This window comes from Gluconobacter japonicus (genome assembly GCF_002723975.1).
In the GTDB taxonomy this organism is placed as follows: Bacteria; Pseudomonadota; Alphaproteobacteria; order Acetobacterales; family Acetobacteraceae; genus Gluconobacter; species Gluconobacter japonicus.
The window spans coordinates 161,131-185,187 of sequence record NZ_BEWO01000001.1; the positions used below are offsets into that span (position 1 = coordinate 161,131).

Genomic DNA, 24,057 nt, shown 5'->3' on the forward strand with positions numbered 1-24,057 from the left:
CCATGGGAAAACCGATCGCCGTGTCTCCGCTGTCCCGTCCCCTTCCGGACCTTTCAACGGTTGCCGGCGTACGGCTTTCCGCCGTTGCCGCGGGCGTCCGCTATCAGGGCCGAACGGACCTGATGCTGGCGGAATTTGCCCCCGGCACGGTTGTCGCAGGCGTTTACACGCGTAACGCCTGCCCTGGCGCACCCATCCTGTGGTGCCGTCAGGCCCAGACAACCCCCTATGCCCGTGCTCTTCTGGTCAACGCCGGAAACGCCAACGTCTTCACCGGACGTGCAGGCATTCAAGCCTGCGAAGACTGCGCTGATGCTGTCAGCGCCATGTTCGACTGCCCGCCGCAGGACGTGTTCCTCGCCTCAACAGGCGTTATTGGCGAGAAACTTCCCCAGCAGCGCATTATTGACGCCCTTCCCGCCGCTCAGGCTGGACTGGACGAGAACAACTGGGAACAGGCTGCCCGCGCCATCATGACGACGGACACCTTCCCGAAGGCGGCCCGCCGTGACGTGACCATTAACGGCACACCCGTTCGCCTTCAGGGCATCGCCAAGGGCTCCGGCATGGTTGCCCCAGACATGGCCACAATGCTGGCTTACGTCGCAACGGACGCCAAAATTCCGCAGAACATTCTCCAGTCCCTGCTGTCAGCCGGCTGCGCCAAGAGCTTCAACGCCATCACGGTCGATTCGGATACGTCCACGTCCGACATGCTGGTGTTGTTCGCTACGGGTCTTGCAGACAACGAACCTGTGACCGGCCCGCATGATCCCGCTCTCGCCGAATTTACCGAAGCCCTGAACGACCTGCTTCTGGAACTTGCCATTCTCGTCGTCCGTGATGGCGAAGGCGCAACGAAGCAGATCCGGGTGGATGTCACAGGGGCTGACTCCGATGTGTCCGCCCACCGCATCGCCCTTTCGATTGCCAACTCGCCTCTGGTCAAAACGGCCATCGCTGGCGAAGACGCAAATTGGGGCCGCGTGGTGATGGCTGTAGGCAAAAGCGGCGAACCCGCAGATCGGGACCGCCTCTCTGTCGCCATGGGCGGCACCTGGATCGCGCGTGAAGGTGGCGTTGTCGAAAACTACGACGAAGCCCCTGTTGTGGCCCACATGAAGGGTCAGGACATCGAAATCACAGTCGATCTCGGACTGGGTGACGGACAGGCCCGCGTGTGGACCTGTGACCTCACGCATGGCTACATCGACATCAACGGGTCCTATCGCAGCTAAAACGCTCAACACGAGAGCGGGAGCAGGGCTTGTGCAGCCCTTCCGCTCCCGTTAGCACAGTGATCGGCCCAATTGGCGGGCGCCCGGTAAGAGGAAACTGTCCATGTCTGCTGCAACTCGTGTCGTTGTTCTCGGTGGCGGAGTCGGAGGTCTGGAGGCCGCGACGGCCCTTGGTCGCCGCAGCAACATTTCCCTGACACTCGTTGATCGCAGCCCGGTCCATTACTGGAAGCCCTCCCTGCATGAATTTGCAGCCGGCACGATGCAGCACGACGGCAACTGCATTCCCTTTACGGAAACTGCCGCAAAATTCGGTTTCAATTTCGTTCAGAGCGTTCCCACAGCCGTTGATCGCACAGCCCAAACGGTCACGCTCGAGAACGGCTCGACTCTCCCATACGATTATCTTGTCGTAGCCCTTGGATCGCGCGCCAACGATTTTGGTATTCCCGGAATTGTCGAGCATTGCCGTTTCATCGATAGCCTCAATGACGCGGACACACTGTATTCCGAGTTCCGCAAGGCGCTCCAGACGGCACGCTCTGCCGGTCAGAAGCTGAGCCTCGGTATTGTCGGTGGTGGCGCTACAGGCGTGCAGCTTGCCGCAGAACTCTGCAAGGCCATCGATGAAGCACCGGGTTTGGGTGTATCGGTTCGCAAAAACGGTCTGGATGCCGTCCTGATCGAAACCGGCCCGCGTATTCTTCCGGCCTTTCCTGAAGCCGTCTCTGAAGCGGCTGCGGCACAACTGGAAAAGCTGGGCATTTCCGTTCGCACGGGAGCGATGGTCGTTGGAGCGGATGAAAACGGCTTCAACCTGAAATCGGGCGAGCAGATTCCTGCAACGCTCCGCATCTGGGCAGCCGGTGTTCGCGCTTCTGATGCAACAACGCTGTTCGATGGACTTGAGCGTGGTCGTGCAGGACAGCTTGGCGTGACCCAGACCCTCCAGACCACCGAAGACCCCAAGATTTTTGCTATTGGAGACTGTGCCCGCATTGATGCGGCTCCCGTCGCTCCTACAGCACAGGCAGCCCGTCAGCAGGGCCAGTATATCGGTCGTGTACTGCCACAGGTTATTGCCGGCCAGACGCCTGCTCCGTTCGTTTACAATGATCGCGGCGCTGTCGTGGCACTTGGTGATTACAATGGCTGGGGTATGCTGGATGCCAACCGCAGCTTTGGCGGTGGCTTGCTATCCGGTCTTTTTGCCCGTCTGATCCATGAAGGACTGTACCGCCAGCATCAGGCTGGTATCGTAGGCTTGGCAAAAACAGCGTCCACGACGGTTCGGGAACATCTCTCGCCCGTCAAACCAGACCTCGGAGCCTGAACTGCCCGACAGATGTGAGCGTCGGGCATGGCATCACCAAGTGAGCAGACATGACCGACACACCTCTGCCTTCAGCCTTCGACCAGACCGTGCAGCGGGTCGAAACCATTCTTTCTGAAAAAGGTTTCAAGTTTCTGCAGGCGGAGACAATGCGTCCGCTCCTGGAGCATGAAGGCCTGACAGACTGGGACACGTTTGCCGCAAGCTGGAATGACCTTGGTCTTGATCTGTACATGGCCGATGGTGGTCGGTACCGGCGGCGGCGCTATGCGACTTTCTCCGTCAATGATGGTCTGATTACCCGCAAGCCGCATCAACCCCACTATCAGAGTCGAGACCACAACCTGCTGAATGGCGGAATTGAGCGCTGGTTCGGAGAGATCGAACCTCATATCGCGTCTCATCCTGCCATGCTGGCTGCAATCCGGACCATCAGCCGCTTCGCAGACGCGCTCACGCCATCGGAAGAAAAGCCGGAAAGCTGGCATACGGAAGTCCATCAGTTCCGCATTGAGGCGCAACCTGACAGTGAGGGTCGCCCGACTCCTGAGGGGATGCACCGTGATGGTGTTGACTGGGTTCTGGTTCTGATGATCGGACGGCATAACGTCGAACAGGGCGTCACGACCATTCATGACAACCAGAAAGACCTTCTGGGGTCTTTCATCCTGACCAAACCACTCGATGCTGCCATTGTGGATGATCATCGAGTTTATCACGGCGTCACGGCTGTCACACCGCAGAACCCCAACGAACCAGCCTATCGGGACGTTCTGGTCATCACGCTTCGGCACGAATAACGTTCGAATCTTTCAAAGCTGGGAATCTGTCATGGATCGTCCGGCGTAATTCCGTGTTAAGAATCATATTATGACGATCCAGCAGATTCTTTCCCGCACCCGGCCTCGCCATCTGGCGCTGCTGGCAGTCTCCTCCCTCGCGATTGCCGCCACGGTAAGCGCCGCGACAACGCATCATCGGGCAAAGCACCATACGCAGCATTCTTCTGCTGCGGCAGCGGGTCCAGCCCCCGTCATTCTGTCTGCCCATCCTGGCACACAGCTTGATATCGATGCCCGCAAGCTGAATTCCGATGATTTGGAAGATGCCGCCAAGCATCACGACCACCCGGTTGTGCTGGTCGGCTCTGCGCCCCTGTCGTCTGGCAAAAATGACGAAGCCCTGTTCGTACAGCTTCAGTCCGCCCGTCTCTGCGGCTCTGCAGGCTGCACCACGTCCGTCTATCTGCGCCATAACGATAGCTGGAACACGGTTCTGGATTCAGTGAACGGTGATATTTCCGTTCTGCCCACACGCCATAAAGGCATGCACGATCTTCTGGTCGGCAAAAATGACAAGTGGATCTGGGATGGCAACGAGTATCAGGACACGCTGAGCGCACCGCCCATGCCCAAGATGAACGGACCGAACTGACAATTTTTCAGGGAAGTCTGGAGCGGGTGAAGGGAATCGAACCCTCGTATGCAGCTTGGGAAGCTGCCGTTCTACCATTGAACTACACCCGCAATGTCGTCGCTTATATCCTCCCCTCCGCCTCTCTGCAATCCACGCCGAGGGGTGTTGACGCAAAACCACTCCTCGTTTCATAGTCCTGCCCGTCAGACGGCCTTAAAGACCGTTTGGCCCTCGTGATTTGAGCGGCCGGCTTGCGGCGAGGATAAATAATTGCGCTAAAGAGGCCCTGCGGTTTTCCACCTACGGTTTCCTCAGGACTTCCACGGCCCGCCACATGCTTTTCACCTAAGCGGTGAAAACCTTTGGAGGGACTGATCTTATGTCTTCAGAAAACTGGCGCACAGCCACGCGTCTCCTGCACGATGCCCCGAACCGCACTGAATTCGGTGAAACGTCCGAAGCGCTCTTTCTGACATCCGGCTTCGTTTATGACAGCGCCGAGCAAGCGGCTGCTACTTTCACAGGCGATGTCGAGCATTTCCAATATTCGCGTTTCGGCAATCCGACGGTAGACACACTTCAGGAACGGCTTGCCCTTCTGGAAGGGGCAGAGGCCTGTATCGCCACGTCCACAGGCATGGGTGCGGTCTCGTCAGCTCTGCTGGCGCATGTCAAAACCGGTGAGCGCGTCGTTGCCTCTCGTGCGATCTTTGGCTCCTGCTACTGGATCGTCACGGTACTTCTGCCGCGCTACGGCATCGAGACCGAACTGGTCGACGGCGACGATTACGAGGCCTGGGAAAAGGCTCTCTCGCGCCCAACAGCAGCAGTTCTGATCGAAAGCCCATCCAACCCGATGCTGGATGTGCTGGACATTCAGCGTATTGCAGACCTTGCTCACAAGGCGGGTGCTCTGCTGATGGTGGACAACGTCTTCGCTTCCCCGATCGGTCAGTCCCCGCTCAAGCTGGGTGCAGACGTCGTGCTGTACTCCTGTACGAAGCATATTGACGGTCAGGGGCGTGTTCTAGGCGGTGCCGTTCTGGGCAACGACAAATGGATCAAGGAGACGCTCCAGCCGTTCACCCGCAATACGGGGAATGCTCTATCTCCCTTCAATGCCTGGGTGCTGCTAAAGGGCCTTGAAACCCTCAAGCTTCGCACCGAAGCCATGGCCCGCAATGCGGCTGCCGTTGCCGATGCGCTGGCAACACTTCCGGGCGTCGTAAACGTTCGTTATCCGGGCCGCGCCGATCACCCTCAGCACGCCCTGGCCCAGAAGCAGATGAACAATGGCGGCTCTCTGGTGGCCTTTGAAGTCGAGAACGGCAAGGCCGGTGCCTTTGCCTGCCTCAATGCTTTCGGTCTGATTGCGATTTCCAACAATCTTGGTGATGCCCGCAGCCTCGCGACCCATCCGGCCACGACGACCCATATGCGCGTCAGTGAAGAAGAACGTGCACGTCTGGGCATTACGGATGGCGTGATCCGTCTGTCCGTCGGGCTTGAAGACGCAGCCGACCTGATTGCAGACGTCACGGCTGGTGCTGCCGCGGCTCACGCTGCAAAATAAGTTTCCTGACAAAAATGCGGGATGACATTAGAATGGCCTCATGCCTGACAAGTCATCCCACCCTCACCTCCTGTCGGACCCGGAAACGGCGCTGGCCGAAGCCATGGATAATGCGCCCCGTTTCAGCCAGATAACAGACGACGTGACCGTCACGGTCCGGACGTTCTGGCTGGACGACCAATCTCATCCGGAAGACCACCGCTTTGCGTGGGCCTATCATATTTGCATCGAAAATGGCCGGAAGGAGACCTTCCAGCTCATTTCCCGCAGTTGGGAAATCGTGGATGGCCTTGGGCGTATTGAACACGTTCATGGCGATGGAGTGGTGGGAGAACAGCCTATCATTCCGGCGAAAGACCAGTTCGACTACACGTCAGGCGCCATGCTCACGACGCCGGGCGGCTTCATGCGTGGCACGTATCACATGCTTGAACCCGTCTCCGGACAACGTTTCGACGTGCAGATTCCCACATTCAGCCTCGACAGCCCCCATGGCGAGGGACTTCTGCACTGATGCAGGCTGACGCGCGGGCTTGACGTTCAGCCCCCCGCGGCCCATTCCTGCGCCCATGCGTATCGCCGCCCTTCTTCTCGCCGCCGGTCGTGGTCGGCGATTTGCCGCCGCTTCACCCGAGGGTGAAGGTTCCTGCAAGCAGTTCCGGATGCTACGGGGCAAACCCGTCATCCGCCGCGCTGCAGAAGCTCTCCTGCCACATGTGGATGTGCTTCTGCCAGTTGGAGACGACCCCCTGCTGGCTGAAAGTCTTGCCGGGCTGAATGTTCTCCCCCCGGTTGCGGGCGGCGCGGAACGTCACGACAGCGTACGGAACGGGCTGGAAACACTCGCTAACCTGCCGGAACCACCGGATCTTGTGCTGGTTCATGATGGCGCCCGTCCCTGCGTCCCGGCAGAAGTGGTTCAGAACGTCATTGAGGCGCTGAAGACCCATGCAGGCGTCATTCCCGCCGTGGCGGTCAGCGATACCATCAAGAAAGTTCGGGACGGCATCATCATCGACACGGTCCCGCGCGAAAACCTGTGGCGCGCGCAGACGCCGCAGGGCTTCCATTTCCCGCCCCTGCTCGAGCTGCATCGCACCCACCGCGATGCCCGCACCGACGATGCAGCCCTGCTTGAACAGGGTGGCCATCCGGTCGCGATCGTTCAGGGATCGGACAACAATATCAAACTGACAGTTGCGGAGGATCTGATGCGTCTTGAAGGTGTAATCGACGGCAACCTGCTGCCCCGCGTCGGGCTTGGCTACGACGTTCACGCATTCGAGGAAGGCCGCAAGCTGATCCTCTGCGGGATTGAAATTCCCCACACGAAAGGTCTTGCTGGCCATTCGGACGCCGACGTCGGTATCCATACGCTGTGTGATGCTATTTATGGCGCACTGGCTGAGGGTGACATTGGCCGTCACTTCCCGCCGACCGACAACGAGTGGAAGGACATGGATTCGGCCCGCTTCCTGATCCATGCTGGCGAGCGCATCCGCGCCCGTGGTGGCTTCCTCGTGAATGCAGACATTACGCTGATCTGCGAGCGTCCCAAGATTGGCCCGCATGCTCAGGCAATGCAGGAGCGTCTGGCAGAACTGCTTCAGGTCAATGTCAGCCGCATTTCCGTGAAAGCCACAACATCCGAGCGTCTGGGCTTCACAGGCCGTGAAGAAGGAATTGCGGCCACGGCTGCTGTCAGCATCATGGTACCGGACAACGGAGACGCCTGAGCGTCTTCAGGTAATTCTATTTTTAGAGAGAGCCCGCTTCTCCGTGAAAGTGGGCTTTTTTCATGCCCTCATACTCAGGAGGACATGTCAGGCAAATAAACTGCGAGACAACAGGCGCCTCAGCCGTGAATAGCGCAGACAACAACAATAATCGGCGTTGCTGCCAGAAGTAGCCACGCTCCCATAGAACACTTCGCTACAAGGCGTGTACCCATGTGGCGCATGGGGCGACTGACGGATACCGACATATCTTCCTCGACTCTGACGTTACAGGACAGATCGAAAATTGCGCCAACACTTCCCTCAGAAGCCAGTCACTAATCATCTCGTTCTGTCACAGCGCCAGATGCGCCCCGAATATGGCAACATCATGCCTCACACGGAAAATTCAGCCCTCTTGTGCAAAACCAAGAAACGTCAGGGCCTCAGTCGTATCCTGCTCCCGTGTCATCATGACGCGGAACAGTTCATCGTCCCGGCCCCAGACTTCAAGCTGCCGGCGCTCATCGGCGTTAGCAACGGAGATGGCCGCCTCTCTGCTGATCGTCCCCGAAACAAGAGCCAGAGCCAGAAGAAGACTTCCAAAACTCTGTGTTAGTACGCCCAAGGCTGCCAGTTCGGCCTCATTCTGTTGAGCCAGAAGGCGCTCCAGCCCCGTAATGTAATCACCTGATTGCGTGATCGGCATCAGACCGTCTGTAACAATTGGTCGGATGCCTTCCTTGGCGAGCCATTCCAAAACACGCTCTACGGTCGAGTCGGGCTTCTCTTTGCGATAGCAGAGACCATCATCGAGTCCACGGCGGAGCAGGGTCTCCCGGGCCTCGACCAGATCGGGACGAATCCGTTCGATCATGGTGCCTGCGATGCGGGTCAGAGGCAGCTGCTCTGGCGTGAATGCCTCATTGTCCGGGATACGACTCCATTCGGCGACCAGCGCCTGCCCCAATGACCGTGAAGGGACAGCCAATACGGTGCCTTTCGGCAACCGGATTGGACGACCGTCCAGTTCCGGGCCGAACAAGCCGTCCTGCTCCCCGAGTGTCACGCTTTTCCAGAAACGCTTGCGACTGCTCAATGGAGAACTCCCAATGCACGCAGGATGTCGCCTGCCTTGTTATGATGATGAGGCTGTTCGGAAACAGGTGGTCCCGCCTGCCCTTCGCGGGCAGCAGCCAGCGCGGATGTGCAGGGATCCGCGACCGGGCCATCCCCGATCGAAAGCTGGAACCGCCCGTTTCCATCGCGATCCTGCTGGGCCTGGGGCTCAGAAATGGTTCCCGTGACGATCACCGGCGTTGAGGCTCCAGCGCCTTCGAAATCAAGGCTTGGAACCAGATGCAGCGTCATCTCCTGCGATCCGAGATGAACTTCGCCATGTCCCTGTGTCGAAAAGCGCCCCGATTGCAGACCAATCGTGTCCAACGTGGCGACATCTTCCGCAAACGTCATGTGCAGCCCGAGACAGCGGAGCGGGCGCACACCGCTGCCCAGCAGAGAACCTGCCCCTGACCCGGCAATCCGTCCCAGAATCTGGCTGTCCACCTTTCCGTCTACCATGGAAACTCCCAGATGGCCGGTCAGGGACTGACGGAGTGTCTCCAGCGTTTCACCCTGCCCCCTGACATCCCCTGCGACCTGAACCGGCCCCTGAAGCAGCAGAGGCAGCTTCAGGCTGTCCTCCAGCAATCCGACGGGCAGCACCAGAGGTTGGAACGTGAAATGTGCCGTGACCGGCAGCTTTGAGGCATCAAGATCAACCTGACCGGACAAGGTCAGCCCCTGTCCCTGCCCCGAAATCGGGTCAAGACGCAGATGGCCGTCGGACACTGTCAGGTGGGTCGCAAGATTGGTGTAATCGTGGCTGTAGAAGACAACCCGGTCCAGCGTCAGGTGCAGATCAAGATCCTGCGCCCGCAAACGCTTGACCCATGCCGGTACCATGACCTGCGGGCCAGCGGACGCCTCCGGCGCAGCAGGCACGGCAGATTGGTCCTGTGTCTGTACAGGATGGGTGGCGACAGTCTTTGCCGCCTCTGTCGGTAACGGGACGGCAGGAGATTGCGGAGACACAGGAACAGATTTTCGGTCCTGCTCTGCCTGGGTCTGGGCAATCCAGAGACCACGGATGGCATCCAGATCAAGCTGCGTGGCATGGAGATGGCCGTTCAGCAGGGGCGTTGTATCGTCCCCTGTCAGAAGATGCAGCGTGCCATCCACATCCACTTCGTGGCTCTTGAACGCAAATCCGTCCAGCGTTGCTTCACTCAGACCCTTGCTGTCCAGCGTCCCCTGAAGAGACACATCATGCAGCACTGCCTTGGGCAGATGCAGGGTCCGGGCACCACCTTGCACGCCAAAATGGCTTGCCTCCGCACCAAGCGTTCCGGAGATCGTGACCCGGGCTTCATCCTGCGCGTTAACCGGTGGCGCCTTCTCATTCCCGCTGACAGCCGCAGTCAGAGACAGCGGAAGCGAGCGCAGTTCAGCCTCGACGGGAACTGTGGTCTGCCCATGATCGCGCCAGGCATGAACCGCCTGTTCCAGCGTGCCGGCCTTCCCCGCTAGCCGCCAGCCCATGTCGCGCCAGACCACATCTGCTGCGACTGAAAGCGGCGCTGTGGGTGCGTCAGCATCAAGGCGCAGGTTGCTGACTGTTGCGCCTCGGGCAGTCAGCCCAGCGGCATGAAGGTGCATCCGCCCTGGAACAAGGCTCTGGAGCAGAGCCTGCCCCTTATCCGCCCAGTCCGCATCCGTCAGTTCTCCGGCATCGCCCTGAACAGAAAATTCGCCTCCCAGACCACGCACATCCGGCAGATTGGCATGTGGGAACAGACGATGCGCGTCCTGCAGGTTTGGCCACTCGCCCTGAGCGGTCAATGCCAGACCGCGCAGATGGGGAACGTTATGAATCTGGCCATCCACGTTCAGCCAGTCCCGCTTTGCATCCGTGCCGAGCGTCGACCCTAGACTGAACGTCCATGGCTTTGACGCTGAGCGCAGCAGCGACAGATCACCCACATGGCCCTGAAGCGTGAAGGGTGTTGGGCCATGGCTTCCTTGCAGATTAATCCATGGACTGGGACTACGAAGCCCGGCGAGATCCATCGTTCCGATCAGGAAAGATCCGCTCATGCCTTTCAGGTCGTCCCGCCATTGGACGCTACTGTTCGTCAGATGCAGGGCATCCAGCGACAGGTTCCAGTGAACCTGAACGCGCTCGCCAATATGCCTGCGAACAGGAAGCGGAGCATTTTTATCGCTACTATCAGTCTGGACAGGTCGGTTGAGAGACCAGTTGGCCCTCCCGTCCCGATCACGCTCCAGCGAAAGCGTGGCACCATCAACGACAAAGTCCTGAAAACGGACCTCCCGGTGCAGAAGCGCCAGAACCGACAGACCCGCATGAACGGTTCTGGCCTGGAAAACAGGCTTCTGCCCCGGACGTTGCAGAACAAGGTTCCGGGCTTCAAAGGACGGCCATGGCAGGATCTGGATGGATGATCCTTCAACGGCCATGGACAGGCCCGTCTCTTTCTTCAGGGCGTCAGCCACACGCTGGCGCAGCACATCCTGGTCGATCAGTTCATGTGCGGCAATGCTGGCGCCCACAAAGGCAACGATGACCCCGATGAGCGCGCCAGTGAGTTTCCTCATTATTTTGCAGGCCCTTTGTTTCCCTTGATTCGCTTGGGTGCCGGTGTGTCACCCGGCACAAACCCCAAAGAGCGGAATGTCTCACGCATATGCGGCGGCAACGGGGCCGTGACGATCAGGCGTCCTCCGGCCGGATGCGGAATATCGAGCTGGCGGGCATGGAGATGCAGCCGGTCGATGAACCCTTCCGGATGGGCAGCTTTCCCGCCATAGCGCGGATCACCCACGATGGGCGTGCCAAGGGATTCGCAATGAACGCGAAGCTGATGCGTCCGGCCCGTCAGCGGAGACAGGGCCAGCCAGGAAAACTTCTTTCCAGCCGCATCAATCGTCTCATATTCGCTCTTGGCAGACACAGCATCTTCTTCGCCACGTGACGCAGCGACCACGAGAGCCGCTCCCCCTGCGCCAATCTTGGCGAGTGGTTGATCAATAATGCCGGAAGGCTGCGCCGGGCGCCCGACAACGATTGCCCAGTACGTCTTGCCCACATCACGCCCACGGAAGGCGGCTGCCAGCTTGGCGGCAACGCCCGGCGTGCGGGCAATCAGAAGGATGCCGGACGTGTCACGGTCGATACGATGCACAAGGCGCGGACGGTCTCCGTCTTCCTTGCGCAGACCGTCGAGCATCATGTCCACATGTTTGGTGATGCCGGGACCGCCCTGGGTTGCAAGGCCGGATGGCTTGTCCAGAACCAGCAGGTGATCGTCCTGGTAGATCACCATCTTTTCGATTTCCCGTACCAGCATCGGATCTGGCGGGGGAAGCGGTGCGGGCTGGCTTATATCCGGCAATGGCGGAATACGGACGCTCTGCCCCGGTGCGAGACGGGAGTTGGTCTGCACACGTCCCCCGTCGACGCGGACTTGCCCTGTCCGGCACAGCTTCTGAAGCGCGCCCTGCGTGAGATTGGGGTAGTGACGACGGAACCAGCGGTCGAGGCGCAGATCGGCTTCGTCTTCGGTAACAATACGGTTGGAAACTTTCATGGCTCGCGGGATGCCCTTTTGGCGGCCCGTATGTCCAGAAGTTTTCTGATACGGCCCTCGTAACCCCGGTCTGTCGGCTGATAGAGCGAGACCCGCTCCATGCCCTCCGGGAAATAGTTTTGACCCGAAAATGCGTCTTCAGAGTCATGATCGTATTCATAGCCCTTGCCGTACCCGATGTCTTTCATCAGGGCCGTCGGGGCGTTGAGAATATGGGACGGCGGCATCAGGCTTCCGGTTTCCCGAGCCAGCTTTCTCGCCGCCTTATAGGCCATGTAAACGGCATTGGACTTCGGTGCCGTCGCCAGATGAACGACGACCTGCGCCAGAGCCAACTCCCCTTCCGGAGAGCCAAGCCGTTCATAGGTCTGCCATGCCGCAACAGCCATTGGCAGGGCATTCGGGTCCGCCTGCCCCACATCTTCCGCCGCGAAGCGCGTCAGACGCCGGGCGATATAGCGTGGATCTTCGCCCCCTTCGAGCATACGGGCAAACCAGTACAGCCCCGCATCCGGGTCACTGCCACGCAGGGATTTATGCAGTGCGGAAATGAGATTGTAGTGCTCTTCGCGGTCCCGGTCGTACAGCACCGCCCGGCGGGACAGAAGCACTGCCAGATCCTTGGGGGTCAGTGCCCGGTTCGGGTCGAGCACGACGAGCTGTTCCACCATATTCAGAAGATAGCGCCCGTCCCCGTCCGCCATGGCTCGCAGGCTGGCACGCGCTTCACGATCCAATGGCAGGCGATGACCGACTTCTTCTTCCGCCCGGCGCAGAAGGGCCTCCAGGCTGGCGTCGTCCAAGCGGTTCAGCACCAGAACCTGACATCGGGACAGAAGAGCCGCATTCAGGGCGAAAGACGGGTTCTCCGTTGTTGCACCGACAAGCACGACCGTGCCGCGCTCGACATAGGGCAGGAAGCCATCCTGCTGAGCGCGGTTGAAACGATGGATTTCGTCTACGAACAGCAAAGTGCCGCGACCCGTTGCTTCCTGCCTTTTATCCGCCTCATCAAAGGCCTTTCGCAGTTCTGCCACGCCAGAGAAGACAGCAGAAATCTGGGAATAGAAAAGATTGGCTTTCCCGGCCAGCAGACGCGCAATCGTCGTCTTGCCGCATCCCGGCCCTCCCCAGAGGATCAGGCTAGAGAGCGTCCCTCGCGCCAGCATCCGCGTCAGGGTGCCTTCAGGGCCAAGAAGATGATCCTGCCCCCGCACTTCTTCGAGTGTTTTTGGACGCAGACGGTCCGCCAGAGGCTGTGTCCGCGATGGCGCGCGGGTTGGCATTCTGGGAGCCTCAATCGGACGGGACGGCTGGACAGGGCGCGAGGGCTGCGCCTCACGTCGTGGGGGCGTTTCCCTGCCGCTGGGGCCGGGCGTCGTCCCGAACAGATCCGTCATGTCCGTCATGGCTGCCTCCTGATACGGGAACGATCATAGAACTCCCGTCCCTATTTCGGAACCACCGCGCCACGAAGGAAGAGGCTTATTCCATAATCTTCCGCAGAACGCCCGGAAGCAGCATGGACAGCGGATTGACCGTCATCTGAGGCTGGCCAACGGTCCCCTTGACGTCAAAGGTCGCCGCAAGCAGGCCGCCACCTTTCTCAGGCGCCAGAATATGCCCGACCCCCGGCAACTTGCCCGGAAGCGCATTCAGGCCGAACAGCGGCACAATAGTGCCGTGCAGATCCACAACAGACGTATCGAGATCAACCGGCCCTTCGACCGTTGCGCCAAGAGCCTGATTGCCGATTATCCCGTCATGCAGGGTCAGTTTCCGCCCTTCAAGACTGAGTTTCGTTGAGACACGCTTCACCTGGAACCGATCCATATGGCTCTGACTCCAGTGAAGCGGGGACAGATCCGAAATAGCCGTCAGTGTGAACGGGGGCTGGAGGAACTCGAAGGGACCAATATCCAGATGCCCGCGGAATGGCGGAAGGCCGAGACCAAGCCCCGATGAGCCAGCTTTGCCGCGCAGGAAATTTCCATCCAGATGCGCGACGCCGCCACCGATCCGGTCATACAGACCCAGTTCTTTCAGCAGAATACCAAGATTGTCCACATCCAGCACGAATGGCTGCTGCTGCCCGGTATCCGCCAGCACAGCCCGCACACGAGAAGGCGCATCAAGAGCAAACCGGCCTGAAACAAGCGCGCCGTGACGGAGCTCCAGATGGGACACAACACCGCCGACCATGCCTTTGGGCCCGAAATAGACACGAGGCGCCCGAACATCGATAGACCAGCCCTGATCCACATTGTCAGGCGTGCTGGGGCTTCCGGCTTCCCGTGTTGCGGCTTCTCTTGCGTCGTGCACGGCCTTGCGGGTTGCAGGGTCAAACAAGGGTGCCAGATCCAGCGGGTCTGCATCCAGAGCAATATGCACCGGGTCAGACGGCTGGTCTGGCAGCATGATCCGGGCACTTCCGGAGCTCCGTCCCAGCCGGAAGCCTTCAATGACAATACCGCTCAGCTTGCCGTTCTGCGTCACGCCCCGACCGGCAATGGCCAGCGTTTTGCCATGGGCCTGCAAACCGTCCAGGGCCACCATATCGTGGCCCTGCAACGCAATATGCCCTGTTGCAACAGCCGCTTCACCTACCGGTTTGGTCCAGACCGGCACCGTAATTCCCGCCTGCTCCATATCAAGCGACAGGGCAAGGTCAGCGAGAGAGCTGGCATGTTCGATGTAATGCGCGGACAACGTGGCATGTCCGGTGAAAAGCCCTGCCGGAACCAGATGCGCTTTTACAGCAGACAGCGGATCGAGGAACGCTTTTGCCTGAATATCCTGTAAAACCCGTTCCGGAGCGCCTTTCCGGAAATTCTCATTCACAACGACATGAACGGGAATCCCCCTCAGACGCCCATCTCCAGTAAGAGCCAGTCCACTTTCGGTTGCGGAAAGCGTGCCAGACGCCTCATCAACGGCATGCCCCATCAACACGTTCCCCAGATGCACGCTGGCAAAGGAGGCCTTGGCCTGGACGTGCATGTCCTCATCCTGAACATGCGACGTCAGCGGCAACGTCAGCCGCGCAGACGCATCGACAGATCCGGAGGGGTCCGTAAATGGTAACGGGTGCTTGGACAGCAGATGCAATCTCGGGTGTGACAGGATATCTCTGAAAGCTGGCAGGGAGCCTTTCAGATGGGCTCTGATATCCCCCGTCGTCGGGCCTTTTTCGTAAAGATTTCCCAGCCGGACTTCCCCATCCGCAACCTGGATCGGCCCGCTTTCGGTCGCTTGTGTTCCATGCTGGAAACGCACAACCAGGGTATCGAATCCGTCAAATCCCAGCGTAGCGTCCAGCCCTGTCGCTGGAGCAATCGGACGGAGCCAATGAACCGTCAGATCATCGCCCAGCAGTTGCCCGTCCATGCTGGTGGGCAGGACATGCTTGAAACCGTTATTCGAATGAACATGCGTGCGAACCTGAAGATCATGCCCGCGACCATGCGTAATATTGGCGACGATCCATTTCCGGCCACCTTTAATCAGATCGGTAGGCCAGACATTTCCAAGAGTGGCAAAATCAAAACCATCCAAGGCAGCCGTAGCGTCACCATCCAGCACCTTTGGATGTTTGAGGTCATCCACCATCAGGGCCGCAGTCGCATGAAGGTGCGTCAGTGCTCCATGAGTATCGGCAAGCACCAACGTCAGGGTTGGCACGGCAAAAGAGGCGGGTCCCTTTGTCCCCGGCGATGTCATGTGAAGATTGATCTGGGCCTCACCACCACGCAGATCAATCGGCTCATCATCGCCCTGCCGGACATGCCCATTTCCAAGCATCAGGTGCAGCGCCAGACTGGATGGAAGTTCGCCCATCCCATGGGGCACCACCTGCATGTCCGCAGCAAGAGTGAGCGGAACGTTCCAGTTCGCCAGCCCCTTGCTGAAAACGCTCAATCCCTCTGGACGGAAAGCCGTGGATGTCAGGTGCCATTCGCCCATGCCGGGGGAAGTTTGGCCGCCTTTCGCCGTCAGCACCGTCTGGAACGATCCCACGCGCACGGAACTGGTCCACCAGCCGTTCCAGAGATAGTCTTTAGATAAACGGGTGACTTTCAGGCGCTGGCCGTGCGCTTCAATCGGTCCCAGCAGCAGGGACTGACCATCCGGCAAACCTAAAAGCGTTATCGATACATTCCGCAGATCAACTGCGGCCAGACGGTCCATCTGGGTCGGAACACCCCGTCCGCCATGTTTTTGAGACGGCAGATCAAGGTCAATGTCCCCATTGGCTTGTCGGCGCAGCACGAGGGAAACATCCTGAAGCCGCAGCCGACGCGGGGCAATAATACCGTGAAGCAAAGGCGCAAGCGCCAGGACGGTATCGGCTTCTCCGGCTGTTTCAGCAATCGTGCCATCCAGGCGCGTCACCGTGAGACCCCGCGCCTCCAGCATCAGCCCTGCAGAAATTCCGCCAGAACTTGGCTGCCACTGAACACGAAGTCTGGACCATGCCAGACGGCCTGCGGGATGACCGGGTTTCTTGCCTGCCACCACGGGAATTGGCTCGATCAGGCGGGAAATGGGGGTGACGTCTACGGGGCCGTGCGCCAGCTTCCACAACAGCAGGGTTCCAGCCGCTCCGGCAACTGCGACAGGAGCGGTCAGCACAAGGCAGACCCAACGTGCAACGCTCAGGTGTCGCGGAAGGCAGAACGGTCCAGGTGAATAAGGATCAGGCAGGGCCATGTCTGTATGCCGGCGGACGTCCGGCGTTCTCCCTGTCTGTGGAAAGGATGGCGGAAGGGCCGCTCAGGCCCCGCTGATCATATCCCGGAAAGCCTCAGCCACCAGTGCGGTATGATCGGCAGGTTTCACTTTGCGCCAGATATGGCGGATGACACCGTTCCCATCCACAAGAAAGGAACTGCGTTCCATCCCCATATAGGTCCGCCCGTACATGGATTTCTCAACCCATGTTCCATAAGCCTCGGCAACAGCGTGATCCTCATCGGAGGCCAGCGGAAATGTGAGAGCATATTTTTTGGCGAAACGGTCGATTTTCCCAACCGGGTCCGGGCTGACGCCAATAATCGTCAGCCCCTCGCTGTCGAAGGACGGCAGGTTTTCCTGAAGGGAACAGGCCTGCGTTGTGCAGCCGGGCGTATCGGCCTTGGGATAAAAATACAGCAGATACGGTTTGCCCTTCAGCGTTTCGCTGCTGACGGCACCGCCCCCCGAAACGGGAAGCGAAAACGCTGGAGCACGGCTACCCGGCTGAAGAGCATGATCTGTCATAGGCACCATGATTGCCTGACACCCTTCGCCCGATCAAGGCGGACGAAGGGCAATAATGCCTCAGTATTGCGGATAAACCACAACAGGCGGCGGGGGCGGAGCATAAATAACGGGCGGGGGCGGCGCATAAACGACACGCGGCGGCGGAGCATAGACAACCGGCGGCGGTGGCGGACCATAGGACTGACCAAGCATCGCCCCACCAACAGCACCGATTGCAAGGCCGCCAAGAATTCCACCAATCACGGCACCGCTGTTTCCGTGATGACCACCGTGATGCCAGCCCGGTCCAGGACCATAATAGCCACGTCCTGGGCCACCATATCCGGGACCGCCATAACCACCATGCCAATGCGCTTCAGCAGTGGGAACAACGGCATTCGGGGCAACTACTGCCGTGCCGATCAGCAGGGGTGCAGCCAGAAGAACTGCACGGGTGATGCGACGCATGGCAAATCTCCTCATTACGTCAGACGGGGCAGTCCCGAAGAATGGTTCCGCCCGTCCTGTGAGAAGAAATCTGCCATAGGAAAATGGCAGGAAAAGGCAACAATCATGGCAGATTTTTCTCAAATCATGACGGCCATGGCGGGTGTTTTTCAGTGTTTGGGATCTATCCGGTGATAGCCTTCCGGAGGATCAAACAGATCATCCGCCTGTCCCGCCCGACTGACAGACGCTGCCTGCACAACAAGCCGTCCGCCTTGGGTTGCGCCCAATAACAGACCATCCGTCGTGTAACAGAAATCCGTGGGGAGTTTGTTCGTATCAACGCTTTCCCAGATCATGCAGGCCTCGCCCGCAATTGTGGCAGGACCAACCTGTTTCCACGTTCCGGGAGCAGGCGTACCGGGAGCGGAAAACGAATCGCCGGGCGCTTCAGTCACGGTCGCACTTTTTGCGGTCGTATCCAGCACCATCAGCCGATGGGTCCGGTAATCCGTCAGCATGACCGTTGCGGCCCCCTCGGGGTCCACACGCTGGCGCCAGAGCTTTGAGCTCCAACGCATCCGTTGATGAAGATGCTGCCCGTTCGGGCCCACCATGACATAATCAATATCCGCATCATGCATTGGCGTGACGTAGGGCGCTGTATCCGCGGCATACGTCGTCTGAGCGCCAAGAAGCAGCCCTGCCACTACAGCGAGCCCCCGGAAACCGCACCGCATCAGTTCTGGCCACCATTGGATGGGCCACTCGGAGGCTGATCAGGGGTCGAGACCGTTCCATCGCCTGCCGAATCACTGGAGACGGACGGCTGACTTGCGTCTTCAGGAGACACCGGTGGAACAACGGGAGCCGACGTCTCGGCAGGTGTGCCCTGTGCGGCAATATGGCCGGGCGCCTGCACAGCCGAATCGCCTGCCGCACCACCCTCTGGAACAGGAGCAGGCGTGGGTGACGTGGACTGGCTGCCACCAGCGGAAGAGTGATGGGGGGACGTACGAGGCGTGATTTCCTGGAACCCTGCCGGTGGCTCGAATGTCGATGTCGGCAGATCTCCGTAAGCGACGTTCGTGGCCTGAATGGAGCCTTCTGCTCCATCCGCATCCACACCGTTCTCGGACAGGATCACGCCATCCTCCGTCACGCAGGCGCTGGCCTTGCCGTGGGCCGTCTGGATATCCCATCGTCCACACGGGACGCCGGCAATCGTGGCCTGACCTGCCTTGGTGTATTTCATTCCGAGATCCAGCATGAACGGATTATGCAATCCATGCTGAGGCCGGATATGGGCGTAGAGTTTCCGCTCCAGCATGACGAGCGTCACAACCTGCTTGGGGCGATCAAGAATCGTAATGCCGCGTCCATCTGCGGAATCAATTCGCAGCAGATCTCCCGAACCGGAAAAATAGACCTTCACATCTCCACCAGCCCCCTGCATCCCCGGAGCGGACAGATGATATGTGACAGTGACATCCCGCGCCGGAGACAGTCTCGGATGGTCATCGGCGTAGGCTGCTGTGCCGCTGCCTGCACAAAGAAGCAGACTTGCGAGAAAAGCAGACCGATGCCGCCGAAAGAGTGAAATCATCAGGACTCTCCTGGATGTGGGCGTAAAGACGCGATGTCATCGCGCAGGGCGTGCAGACTGAAATCGTCAGGCCAGACGGCGCGGACAGTCAAAGCCTGGTTGAGCAGAACCAGATAGTCCGCAGCAGGAATACCAATACCGCCCAATGTTGTCAGATGAGGTGTCGTGTACTGCGTATCCAGAAGGCGATAGCCTCCCTGACGCAATCCTGCAACGAGATGGACCAGCGCAATCTTGGAAACATCCCGCTGACGGGAGAACATGCTTTCCCCGAAAAATACGCCCCCCAGCGCCACACCGTACAACCCGCCGACCAGCCTCTCGCCGTCCCAGACCTCAATGGAATGAGCATGGTTTCGCTGATGCAGGACGCCATAGAGGGCGCAGATGCGAGGACTGATCCAGGTCTCTTCCCGGCCGGGCGCCGGTTCGGCACAGGCCAGCATGACGTCTCCAAAAGCCCGGTCTGCCGTGACCTGAAACTTGCCGGACCGGATGGTCCGCATCAGCTTGCGCGGCACAACCATGCCATCCAGTGGAAGAATTCCGCGTTCCTCCGGAAAGTACCAGTTCAGTTCATCACTGTCTCGGTCAGGAGCCATCGGGAAAATACCGGATGCATAGGCATCAAGCAGGCTTTCCGGTGTGACGTCAGACATGCCGTCGGTGCTCTCGATCCTGCATAAGGGAAATATTGGCCTCTCTGTCTGTCGGCATGATACACAGATCCTCGACCTTCATGGAGAGCCGCCTTGCCACTCGCCTTTGTCTACATGATCTTTCTCATACCGCTGGCGCTCCTGCGCCTGCTGCTTCCTGAAGCACATGGCCTGCTGATGGCGCTTGTCAAAATCTGCCTTGCAGGAATTGTCTTCTGGGGACTTCTGGACTTCTGGCGCCTGCGCCCCAGCAAGGGTTAGGCCTTCAAATCAGGCCCAGAAGAACCAGGAACAATCCGACCATCGATCCACCCCAGATGAGACTGCGCACTGCTCCCCAGCCAAACGCATAGGCTGGGACGTACAGCAGACGCCCGAAGAAATAGAGCCCTGCACCCCAGGCAACCAGAGCGCCATCCTTTCCGGCGACATGCGCCAGAAGAACTGCCCCAATGAAAATCGGGAGTGTTTCCTGAAGGTTGGCCTGCGCGCGGCGCATCCGAGCAGCGAGTCCGGTATAATGTGGTGTCTCACCATCCCGGTTTCCGGTGGCCCACTGAACGCCGTCCTGACGCCGACAGGCGGCCGAGGTGAGAAACAGGTGCGCAACGGCCAGAACGAGCGTCCAGCCCAGCCAGACAAGACTCATCGACATACTGTTTCTCCGGTTTCAGCCTCCTGCAAACTCAGGAGAAGGACTCAGACGTTGCTCCGGACCGCAGATCCATGGCTGCTTCATGAACGGCTCGACCATGCGTCCGTTCCAGGCGACGGATCGTAAAATGTGCCCGGGCAAGCGCACGGTAATGCGCGAGGAACGCCGAATTGAGCGACGCACCACAGAGCGCACCGGCAACCGGCACCATCTGAAGGGCAAACTTCCGCGACAGGCCAATGCCATAATGAGACGCCACTTCGGAAATCAGCATCACGACCGGGCGTCCTCGTAACAGAGCGCGGGCCGAGAAGAATCCGAGTTCGCCATCCTCGTCCTCCTGACGGGCCGGGAAGGTCTTGAGCGCAAAGACTTCCAGACAGGCCCGGCGCGTCTCTTCATCACGCAGGTCCTCGCCCTCCTCGCGGGCAATTCGGCCGATCTCACGCATGATGGTCAACGTCGTGAACCCGACATCCGGGGCCAGTCCGAACACTCCGCCAAAACCACCGACAGCGCCCGAGATGGCTACAGCCGCCTGTCCGGCATTCTCCCGCCACATATCGCGCTTGAGCGGAACGTCGTTTTTAATCCCGACGATCGCAACATTGAACGCCTGTTCAATGGCGACTTCCGCGGTCTTCTGCATTTTTTCCTGAAGACCCGGAGCAAGACCAAGTCCCTTCATCCCGAGTCGCGCAGCCTGTCCGACAGCACCACCCATCAAATCAGCCAGACGGACGAGGACGCCGCGCCCCTGCTCGACGCGTGCCAGCACGGACTGAAGCTGGGCTAGGGACTCCCCGTCCAGCGCCAGTGATGCAAATTCGCTGGTCGGAAGCTGCGAGCCATTCTCTACGGTCATGACGATCAAAACTCCTGTTCGTAAGACCCGAAACCGTTTACCCGATAGCAGGTTTCATATCGCATCACGAAAGCCCCCTGCTTGACGGGTGCCACGGCCGGGTGTGGAGAAGGACATATGATGAAAACATTTTCCCGCTGGATCCTGTCTGCCCCACTGGCGGTCAGTCTCCTCGCGACAGTCGCCACGCCGGCGCTGTCCGCTCCACATCATGCCCATCGTAGCCACAGTACGGCCGATCTGCCACAGATCCCGCCCTCGACGGCGCATCAGTTGAACAATCAGCCTGACAAGGTTCTGACGCCCGCACAGCAGGTTGCCCTGCCGGACGGCGGTGCACCGCCCCCGCCGCATGGCTACACGACAGTTGAAGACTCGGAAGAGAGACTCGCGAACTACAGCGGGGAAGTGAGAACTCATCTGCCGGTCGGGATGCCGGGCACCAATGCCGAGCAGAAAACCAACGGCGCAAACAATTTGCCGTCCCATTTCAGCATTTTCGGGATGCCGGTGAAGTTCAATGCTCCCGTTACAGCCCCTTATCATAGCGAAGACCTGCCGCTGACCTATGCCGGACATCCGTCCAACGGGCAGACGAATATTCTGGTCAACGGCGACGCCTCAGACATTCACTGAGGTCAGCGCCCTTTTACCCAGTCTCCGATTTTCGTCAGGTAGCGGAACTCCGGTTCCGTGACCGGCGCAACGGAGAGGCGGGACTGCTTCAGCAACGCCATGTTTTCCAGTTCAGGGTCAGCCTTGATCTGCGCGAGCGTAATGGGCTTTGCAAAAGCGCCATTTGCTTTCACATCCACACAGACCCAACGCGGATCCTCCGCAGTCGGGTCCGGATATGCTTCCTTCACGACGTCCACGACACCCACAATCTGCTTTTCACTCACGGAATGGTAGAAAAGCGCCAGATCACCGATCTTCATGGCGGCCAGATTATTGCGGGCCTGATAGTTGCGAACGCCTGTCCAGGGTTCCACCCCGTTGTGAACCTGTTCGCTCCACGAAAAGGCTTCGGGTTCAGATTTTATCAGCCAGTACGCCACGTCATTCTCCTGCGAAAAGTTCCCCTTTCGCGCTCATTTCCGTGAAACGTGATAACAGTCATAGGAACAATGGGACAATGCACCTCTTCCGATTGTGAGGGGTTCGGACTATTTCATGTAGAAATATTTCGCGGAGTTTGAGAGTTCCCGTGCGCCCTACGCCTAATCTGCTCCATCGTTATGCCAATCCGGGGCAGTTCCTGCGTCTGGCCCGTGCGCTTCAGCCATGGCTGTCCACCGGCGCGATCATCTTCCTGACGGTCGGGATCGTATGGGGCCTGTTCTTCGCCCCTGCGGACTGGCAACAGGGCGAGACGGTCCGGATCATGTATGTGCATGTTCCCATGGCCTGGCTAGCCTCGTCCTGTTACCTCGGCCTGGCCATCTGCGGCCTGCTGTCGCTGGTCTGGCGCCATCCGTTGGCCGATCTGGCCGCCATCGAGATTGGCCCGGTCGGAGCCTGCGCTGCTGCATTGTGTCTCATTACCGGCTCCCTTTGGGGTCAACCGATGTGGGGCACATGGTGGGTCTGGGATGCGCGCCTGACCTCCGTTCTGGTGCTGTTTTTCCTATATCTGGGCCATATCGCCCTGATTCGCGCTTTCGATGAGCCTGCCCGCGGGCAACGCGCCGCCGCCATTCTGGCTCTTGCTGGCGCGATTGACCTGCCGATCATCAAGTTCAGTGTGCAGTGGTGGAACACCCTGCATCAGCCGGACAGCATCACGCTGACAGGGGCTCCCACCATGTCCATGACGATGCTCTGGCCCCTCCTCATCACGACCATCGGCTTCACGCTTGGTGTTGCCGCAGTCATTTTCGCCCGGCTGAGTGCCGCAATCCACGAGAGCCGAACCCGTCAGCTTATAGCCCGGTCCCGGCTCAACCGTTCGGACAGGTCCGCAGCATGATGCATCTTCCCAATCACTGGCCCTATATTGCCGCCGCTTATGGTTTGACCATTGGCTGTTCGCTGGTTCTCGGCATTGGTGCGGCCCTGCGCCTGCGCCGCGCCAAAACCCGGCTGGCCGCTGTCGAAAGCCAGCTTCGCCACCGTGAAAGCTCCGCATCATGACCCGCAAGACACGCCGTCTCTGGATTGTCATCGCCTGCCTTGCCTGCATCAGTTCCGCTGCGGCTCTTACGCTACGGGCGTTCTCATCCAATATCGTGTTCTTCATGGCTCCCTCGCAGGTCAAAGCGAACCCACCATCTCCGGCCCGGACAATCCGTCTTGGCGGCATGGTGATGGCGGGCTCCCTGCATCGCATTACGGAAAATGGGGCTCCGGTGAACTCCTTTAACGTCACCGATGGCCAGGCTGCCGTGGAAGTCCATTACACGGGCATCCTCCCGGACCTGTTCCGCGAAGGTCAGAGCGTCGTTGCTCTCGGAACCGTCCAGAAAGACGGTGGCTTCACGGCCAGCGAAGTTCTCGCCAAGCATGATGAAACCTACATGCCCAAGGAAGTGGCCGACGAACTGAAACGCACGGGCAAGTGGGACCCGCGCTTCGGCAAGGCGCCTGACGCTGCCAGCTGGGACACCATGACCGCCAAGAAAGCCGGAGGCTGAACACCA

The 24,057-nt window shown here is 59.4% G+C and carries 26 protein-coding genes, 1 tRNA gene and 1 riboswitch; of the genes, 12 read left to right on the forward strand and 15 right to left on the reverse strand.

All coding sequences use genetic code 11. From position 1 onward, the window contains the following. The first annotated feature begins 2 nt into the window (after window positions 1-2). From argJ to GJA01_RS00795, 4 genes are all read left to right on the forward strand, one after another. Window positions 3-1,238: a bifunctional glutamate N-acetyltransferase/amino-acid acetyltransferase ArgJ gene (argJ, locus tag GJA01_RS00780; RefSeq protein ID WP_062024437.1), complete on the forward strand. Its 1,236-nt coding sequence runs from the start codon at window positions 3-5 to the stop codon at window positions 1,236-1,238. A gap of 103 nt (window positions 1,239-1,341) precedes the next feature. Beyond that, complete coding sequence (locus GJA01_RS00785; RefSeq protein ID WP_062505370.1) at window positions 1,342-2,571, forward strand: NAD(P)/FAD-dependent oxidoreductase; 1,230 nt, start codon at window positions 1,342-1,344, stop codon at window positions 2,569-2,571. Window positions 2,572-2,621: 50 nt separating this feature from the next. After that, window positions 2,622-3,371 (forward strand): 2OG-Fe dioxygenase family protein, encoded by a 750-nt coding sequence (locus GJA01_RS00790; protein ID WP_062505368.1) that lies wholly within the window; start codon window positions 2,622-2,624, stop codon window positions 3,369-3,371. 70 nt (window positions 3,372-3,441) lie between these two features. Continuing rightward, window positions 3,442-4,005 (forward strand): hypothetical protein, encoded by a 564-nt coding sequence (locus GJA01_RS00795; RefSeq protein ID WP_062024443.1) that lies wholly within the window; start codon window positions 3,442-3,444, stop codon window positions 4,003-4,005. An 18-nt stretch (window positions 4,006-4,023) separates the two neighbouring features. Here the strand turns inward: GJA01_RS00795 and GJA01_RS00800 are convergent. Continuing rightward, a tRNA-Gly gene (locus tag GJA01_RS00800) sits at window positions 4,024-4,097 on the reverse strand. 110 nt (window positions 4,098-4,207) lie between these two features. Continuing rightward, window positions 4,208-4,287: riboswitch (SAM riboswitch) on the forward strand. Between the two features lie 79 nt (window positions 4,288-4,366). Between GJA01_RS00800 and metZ the strand changes: the two genes are divergently transcribed. The 3 genes from metZ to ispF are packed head-to-tail and all read left to right on the forward strand — an operon-like array spanning window position 4,367 to window position 7,296. After that, entirely contained in the window at window positions 4,367-5,560 is a 1,194-nt protein-coding gene (metZ, locus tag GJA01_RS00805; RefSeq protein ID WP_062505367.1) for an O-succinylhomoserine sulfhydrylase, read from the forward strand. Window positions 5,561-5,600: 40 nt separating this feature from the next. After that, on the forward strand, window positions 5,601-6,074 hold the full coding sequence (gene apaG, locus GJA01_RS00810; protein ID WP_010501050.1) for a Co2+/Mg2+ efflux protein ApaG: 474 nt from the start codon (window positions 5,601-5,603) through the stop codon (window positions 6,072-6,074). Window positions 6,075-6,129: 55 nt separating this feature from the next. Beyond that, window positions 6,130-7,296: a 2-C-methyl-D-erythritol 2,4-cyclodiphosphate synthase gene (ispF, locus tag GJA01_RS00815; RefSeq protein ID WP_062505464.1), complete on the forward strand. Its 1,167-nt coding sequence runs from the start codon at window positions 6,130-6,132 to the stop codon at window positions 7,294-7,296. 119 nt (window positions 7,297-7,415) lie between these two features. Here ispF and GJA01_RS15470 read toward each other — a convergent pair whose 3' ends face one another. From GJA01_RS15470 to aat, 11 genes are all read right to left on the reverse strand, one after another. Beyond that, a complete protein-coding gene (locus tag GJA01_RS15470; RefSeq protein WP_015072348.1) occupies window positions 7,416-7,544 on the reverse strand; it encodes a hypothetical protein in 129 nt (42 codons plus the stop codon). 140 nt (window positions 7,545-7,684) lie between these two features. After that, window positions 7,685-8,374: an ATP12 family protein gene (locus tag GJA01_RS00820; protein WP_010501046.1), complete on the reverse strand. Its 690-nt coding sequence runs from the start codon at window positions 8,372-8,374 to the stop codon at window positions 7,685-7,687. Further along, complete coding sequence (locus tag GJA01_RS00825) at window positions 8,371-10,953, reverse strand: AsmA family protein (RefSeq protein ID WP_062505365.1); 2,583 nt, start codon at window positions 10,951-10,953, stop codon at window positions 8,371-8,373. Before GJA01_RS00825 ends, GJA01_RS00820 begins: the two co-directional genes overlap by 4 nt. Continuing rightward, window positions 10,953-11,945, reverse strand: coding sequence for an RluA family pseudouridine synthase (locus GJA01_RS00830; RefSeq protein WP_062505363.1), 993 nt, complete (start codon window positions 11,943-11,945; stop codon window positions 10,953-10,955). Before GJA01_RS00830 ends, GJA01_RS00825 begins: the two co-directional genes overlap by 1 nt. After that, the gene (locus GJA01_RS00835; protein ID WP_062505361.1) at window positions 11,942-13,354 is read right to left on the reverse strand and encodes a replication-associated recombination protein A; all 1,413 of its coding nucleotides are present in this window, start codon (window positions 13,352-13,354) and stop codon (window positions 11,942-11,944) included. The genes GJA01_RS00830 and GJA01_RS00835 overlap by 4 nt, the downstream gene beginning before the upstream one ends. Before the next feature lie 76 nt (window positions 13,355-13,430). Further along, window positions 13,431-16,655, reverse strand: a complete 3,225-nt coding sequence (locus GJA01_RS00840; protein WP_062505359.1) for an AsmA-like C-terminal region-containing protein — start codon at window positions 16,653-16,655, stop codon at window positions 13,431-13,433. Window positions 16,656-16,718: 63 nt separating this feature from the next. Further along, a complete protein-coding gene (gene bcp / locus GJA01_RS00845; protein WP_062505357.1) occupies window positions 16,719-17,204 on the reverse strand; it encodes a thioredoxin-dependent thiol peroxidase in 486 nt (161 codons plus the stop codon). Between the two features lie 60 nt (window positions 17,205-17,264). Then, window positions 17,265-17,654 carry a hypothetical protein gene (locus tag GJA01_RS00850; RefSeq protein WP_034881058.1) on the reverse strand — a complete coding sequence of 130 codons (390 nt, stop codon included), beginning with the start codon at window positions 17,652-17,654 and terminating at the stop codon, window positions 17,265-17,267. A 149-nt stretch (window positions 17,655-17,803) separates the two neighbouring features. After that, window positions 17,804-18,373 (reverse strand): hypothetical protein, encoded by a 570-nt coding sequence (locus GJA01_RS00855; protein ID WP_062505355.1) that lies wholly within the window; start codon window positions 18,371-18,373, stop codon window positions 17,804-17,806. Next, entirely contained in the window at window positions 18,373-19,239 is an 867-nt protein-coding gene (locus GJA01_RS00860) for a hypothetical protein (protein WP_062505353.1), read from the reverse strand. Before GJA01_RS00860 ends, GJA01_RS00855 begins: the two co-directional genes overlap by 1 nt. Next, complete coding sequence (gene aat, locus GJA01_RS00865; RefSeq protein ID WP_010501026.1) at window positions 19,239-19,898, reverse strand: leucyl/phenylalanyl-tRNA--protein transferase; 660 nt, start codon at window positions 19,896-19,898, stop codon at window positions 19,239-19,241. Before aat ends, GJA01_RS00860 begins: the two co-directional genes overlap by 1 nt. A gap of 93 nt (window positions 19,899-19,991) precedes the next feature. Between aat and GJA01_RS15195 the strand changes: the two genes are divergently transcribed. After that, on the forward strand, window positions 19,992-20,159 hold the full coding sequence (locus GJA01_RS15195) for a hypothetical protein (RefSeq protein WP_156315464.1): 168 nt from the start codon (window positions 19,992-19,994) through the stop codon (window positions 20,157-20,159). A gap of 4 nt (window positions 20,160-20,163) precedes the next feature. On the opposite strand, the gene GJA01_RS00870 is transcribed toward GJA01_RS15195, so the two are convergent. Together GJA01_RS00870 and GJA01_RS00875 are read right to left on the reverse strand one after the other, a co-directional pair. Further along, on the reverse strand, window positions 20,164-20,553 hold the full coding sequence (locus GJA01_RS00870; protein ID WP_062505351.1) for an MAPEG family protein: 390 nt from the start codon (window positions 20,551-20,553) through the stop codon (window positions 20,164-20,166). Window positions 20,554-20,584: 31 nt separating this feature from the next. Next, the gene (locus GJA01_RS00875; RefSeq protein ID WP_062024467.1) at window positions 20,585-21,418 is read right to left on the reverse strand and encodes an EcsC family protein; all 834 of its coding nucleotides are present in this window, start codon (window positions 21,416-21,418) and stop codon (window positions 20,585-20,587) included. Window positions 21,419-21,535: 117 nt separating this feature from the next. Between GJA01_RS00875 and GJA01_RS00880 the strand changes: the two genes are divergently transcribed. Then, the gene (locus tag GJA01_RS00880; RefSeq protein ID WP_010501020.1) at window positions 21,536-22,054 is read left to right on the forward strand and encodes a hypothetical protein; all 519 of its coding nucleotides are present in this window, start codon (window positions 21,536-21,538) and stop codon (window positions 22,052-22,054) included. Between the two features lie 2 nt (window positions 22,055-22,056). On the opposite strand, the gene GJA01_RS00885 is transcribed toward GJA01_RS00880, so the two are convergent. Continuing rightward, complete coding sequence (locus tag GJA01_RS00885) at window positions 22,057-22,476, reverse strand: EVE domain-containing protein (protein ID WP_010501018.1); 420 nt, start codon at window positions 22,474-22,476, stop codon at window positions 22,057-22,059. A gap of 149 nt (window positions 22,477-22,625) precedes the next feature. On the opposite strand from GJA01_RS00885, the gene ccmC reads away from it, so the two are divergent. The 3 genes from ccmC to ccmE are packed head-to-tail and all read left to right on the forward strand — an operon-like array spanning window position 22,626 to window position 24,051. Further along, the gene (gene ccmC / locus GJA01_RS00890) at window positions 22,626-23,387 is read left to right on the forward strand and encodes a heme ABC transporter permease CcmC (protein WP_062505349.1); all 762 of its coding nucleotides are present in this window, start codon (window positions 22,626-22,628) and stop codon (window positions 23,385-23,387) included. After that, window positions 23,384-23,551 carry a hypothetical protein gene (locus tag GJA01_RS15200; protein WP_007282605.1) on the forward strand — a complete coding sequence of 56 codons (168 nt, stop codon included), beginning with the start codon at window positions 23,384-23,386 and terminating at the stop codon, window positions 23,549-23,551. The genes ccmC and GJA01_RS15200 overlap by 4 nt, the downstream gene beginning before the upstream one ends. Beyond that, entirely contained in the window at window positions 23,548-24,051 is a 504-nt protein-coding gene (gene ccmE, locus GJA01_RS00895; protein WP_062505346.1) for a cytochrome c maturation protein CcmE, read from the forward strand. The genes GJA01_RS15200 and ccmE overlap by 4 nt, the downstream gene beginning before the upstream one ends. The last annotated feature ends 6 nt before the right edge of the window (window positions 24,052-24,057 follow it).